This window comes from Mesorhizobium sp. M0518 (genome assembly GCF_040321125.1).
In the GTDB taxonomy this organism is placed as follows: Bacteria; Pseudomonadota; Alphaproteobacteria; order Rhizobiales; family Rhizobiaceae; genus Mesorhizobium.
This window is the reverse complement of the sequence record NZ_JAMYQY010000054.1, coordinates 1-3,427: the sequence shown is the minus strand read 5'-3', so window position 1 is coordinate 3,427 and position 3,427 is coordinate 1. Positions and strand designations below refer to the sequence as shown.

Here is a 3,427-nt window from a genome sequence, read left to right as displayed (position 1 = left end):
CGACTGCGCGATGAACTGCTCAACGAGACGCTGTTTACTTCGCTGGCTCAGGCACGCGTCGCCATCGCCCTGTGGCGCGCCGACTACAACACCGCGCGGCCGCATTCCCAAATCGCCTGGCAGACACCGGCCGAGTTCGCCACCACCTTCAATCTGCGACGGTCGCTCGCGCTGCGCTATGCCAAAGGCTCCGCGCCAGCGCCCGTCGCTTCACCCGCCCAGCAGGGCACAACCCACGCTGGAAACGAACTCAAAAATGGATAGAAACTGGGGGCAAGGTCACCTCAAGCAGATCGACGCCCATGTCCCGCAAGGTCTCGATGTCCACATCATCATGGATAACTATGCCACGCGTAAGACGGCGGCCGATCCGGACCTGGCTGGCGCGGCGGCCGCACTATCATGTGCATTTCACGCCGCCGTCGGCCTCCTGGATCAACCAGGTCGAACGCTGGTTTGCGAGCCGTGGCGCTGCAGCTTGCTTGAAAATCCGCGTGGATGTTGTGTGGCAACATTTCAAAAAATGCGCCGGTATCGACGTGACTCTCCGATGCGCTGCAGCCCGCCGCGCTTATGCGCGCGACGAACGCTTCTGGGAGAGTTCTTCCAGGGTACCACTTGCCGAGTGGTCGCCATCGTTTGCTCACGCCTCAGAAAGCCGAACACTTACTCCAACTCTAGCGCGCGTCCGCCGCCGTTCCCCTTTTCCCAGACTGATTCGAAGTTGCGCAGCATCATTTCTGCGACGCTGAAGGTATGGTTGCCGTGACGCGAAGTCAGGCGTGCGTCCACGTCGGGATAGATAAAGAAGGGAAGCGAAATTCGTTCGGCCGGACCACTGTGCACGACCTGATGCGGCGTACTCTTGAACCGGTCATCGCTCAAGGCCTGAAGCATGTCACCCAGATTGACAACGAGACTGTCGGGCAGACTCGGCACCGGCGTCCAGCGCTCGCGAAACCACACCTGCAAGGAGCGCGTGGGGAGTTCCTCCTGCAGCAGCAGCGTGAAGAAGCCACCGTCGGTATGCTTTCCGGCCGTGCCGCCAGTAGATGGATACCGGATCACGCGTTGCAGGACCGTCGGCGGGCTGAAATGGCGTCGGAACCAGCCCTTTTCCATATCGAGCAGGTCGGCCAGGGCGCCACCCAGCTGCGGCACAACCTCGTTGAGCACTGTAGCTTGCAATGCAAGCAGGCTTCGAGCGAAACCAGGAGCCAACACGTCATCCGGAAGGCGCGTGATTCCGGCGAACGGACGCCGGTCGCCCTGTTTCTCGATCCCGAGGTCGAACATTTCCTTTGGATCGGGGCCGGCCTCGGGATGCAGCATTTCACCGTGCAACGGAATGTATCCCCGGGCGGTAGCGGGGTACACGTCTTGAGAGGCGTGACCGTAGCGTTCCTTAGTAGTCTGTGGCAACGCGAAGAAACGCCGAGAAGCGTCGATGGCTTGTGCAATCTGTTCTTTCGGAATTCCGTGCTCGATAAGGTAAAAAAACCCGTACTCCTCGCAAGCCATGCGTAAGCACTGTTGTTCTTCAACTCGGGTTTTATCGGATGACAGTTTCGCCAGTGATATTTGCGGTAGCGTGGTCATAGCCTCTTCTCCCTTGGTGCTTTGCCCTTATGGGGCTCTTGGATACCTGTCAGTCTCTTGATCGCGATGTATCAGTGGTCATCTAGACAGTGGGCTGGCAAAGGCGCGGTCGCATTTTGTGGACGGCTCATCTCGTCATCAAAGGACGGGTGACGCGAGCTAGTTCGAGCAGCCAATCCGAGGCCGGACATGCCCGAGAGTGAAGACACTGCCGCAGACCGTGTTGTGATAGTTCGCCCCTCGTTTATTTCGAGAGCGGTTCTCAAGGTCGACGTTGCTTTGGACATGGCGGTCAACGTGGGATTGTCGGACGTTTTCTCCCGTAACGGCCCTCTTTGTTTTTGAAGTAAGCTTGATCCTAATTTTAATACTGCCAACGCCTGCTCGGACAATGTCTGTTGTCACTACATCATTTTCTATGATCTATCAGCTTTCCGGAAAATACAACTCAAAGTATGGAGAATATCAATATGTTATTGTTAAACTTTTTTTAAGGTGCTTTAATAGACATTGCAAGCAAGGCGTATTCCCTCGAATTCAAGGCGACGATTTTTGAGGAACTTTCCTGCTGATCCTGTTGGACGATACGCCGTTGATCGGTCTCAACTCGTTCGAATTTCATGCTGACTGTGCGATCTCAACTCACAAACGGGAGCCGTATTATTACAGTTTTCCGCGTGAGATGCCGAAAGCGGTGCGTCATCAAGGCTTCCAGCCCCTGTGGTCCAGAAGCAATCAAAAATCCGCATCGGCATGGACCGCCGCTCCGACTTGCCGCCCAGTTCCATGATGCGAGGGGCGATACGTTCTGAGGCGGTCCTGAGAACCGCGTGGCCGGTGGCCATCGGTGCTGTTAGGACGATACCGCCAATGCATCTAAATCAGCGCCGAGTCTGCCGTCCGGCCATAGCCGGTGAGAATATTGATTGTTCCGGCTGGCAGCCCCGGCCGTCCTCGGGGCGCATCAATATGGCGGCCGAATGGATGGCTCCGGTGACCAGCCATGCGTTGAGACCATTCGGCTGGCCGCTTTTGTGGACAGAATTGCCTTCTACGTGGCGAGCCACCTTCCTTACGGCCGTTGTTCCGTGAAACCGTGCGCCTTTTCACTGGCGGATCGGTATGACCCATGACCAGCACGTTTGCCTGATGGGAGCCCAGGGAGGCGAGAGTCTCACGCTGGGTTCTGCGAGAGGCTGGTGTGATTCCACTGACCTACTCACCCGCTGTATTGGGCGGTCACGCCGCCGGCCGTGAGCTGTGTTCTCGGGGCCGGATCGTTCGATGTGGCCACTGCCTGTCGGTCCGGCCGGGGCTGGCATGGCGTCATGGTTCGCTCCATCAACCACTTCATCATCGCGCTGTCGAACGCAGTTACCCCTGAGTTCGTAAAGCAGGCTTCGAGCAGCGCTAACCGCCCTCGGGCTTCCGCCCAAGGCTGCCGTTCGCGTAATACGACGACAACCGCTTCACCATGAAGGCGACAGAGACGCCAAAATGAGCCGCCGATTGCCCTGAATGACCACCGCTAACAAAACGTGCGATCCGTTCCCGAAGATCCAGTAAGCAAGCGTTCCCGGGTCCGGCAGAGTTCGCTCGATAGGAAAAGGGGGAGCCGGTGGCGACGCCGTTCGACGAATGCGGTCGTTGCACGCTGGTTCACGATAATCGGCGTCGCAAGAGGTGACCGGCACTGCTTGGGAGGTACCTGATAGCGCCGGCCAGGCGGAATCAGGGTCCGCCGTAGGCCAGAATAGTTGAGGAGCCATATTGTCGATCACGCAAGCACTCTGGCCTTAGCTCGCATCTAAGAGGTCATCGATGTGAT

2 protein-coding genes and 1 pseudogene are annotated in these 3,427 nt (G+C 57.7%); 2 read left to right on the top strand and 1 reads right to left on the bottom strand.

Translation table 11 applies throughout. The annotated features are described in order from the left end of the window. Nucleotides 1-264: integrase core domain-containing protein (locus NKI66_RS32525; RefSeq protein ID WP_352754070.1), on the top strand; the 264-nt coding region annotated here is incomplete at its 5' end. Between the two features lie 19 nt (nucleotides 265-283). After that, a pseudogene (locus tag NKI66_RS32520) lies at nucleotides 284-461 on the top strand (transposase); the annotation flags it as partial. Nucleotides 462-666: 205 nt separating this feature from the next. Here the strand turns inward: NKI66_RS32520 and NKI66_RS32515 are convergent. Next, on the bottom strand, nucleotides 667-1,599 hold the full coding sequence (locus tag NKI66_RS32515; RefSeq protein ID WP_352754069.1) for an isopenicillin N synthase family dioxygenase: 933 nt from the start codon (nucleotides 1,597-1,599) through the stop codon (nucleotides 667-669). Nucleotides 1,600-3,427: the final 1,828 nt, after the last annotated feature.

Coding starts and splice junctions, on each gene's coding strand:
- NKI66_RS32515 (WP_352754069.1), bottom strand. CDS start 1,599: ATGACCACGCTACCGCAAATATCACTGGCGAAACTGTCATCCGATAAA.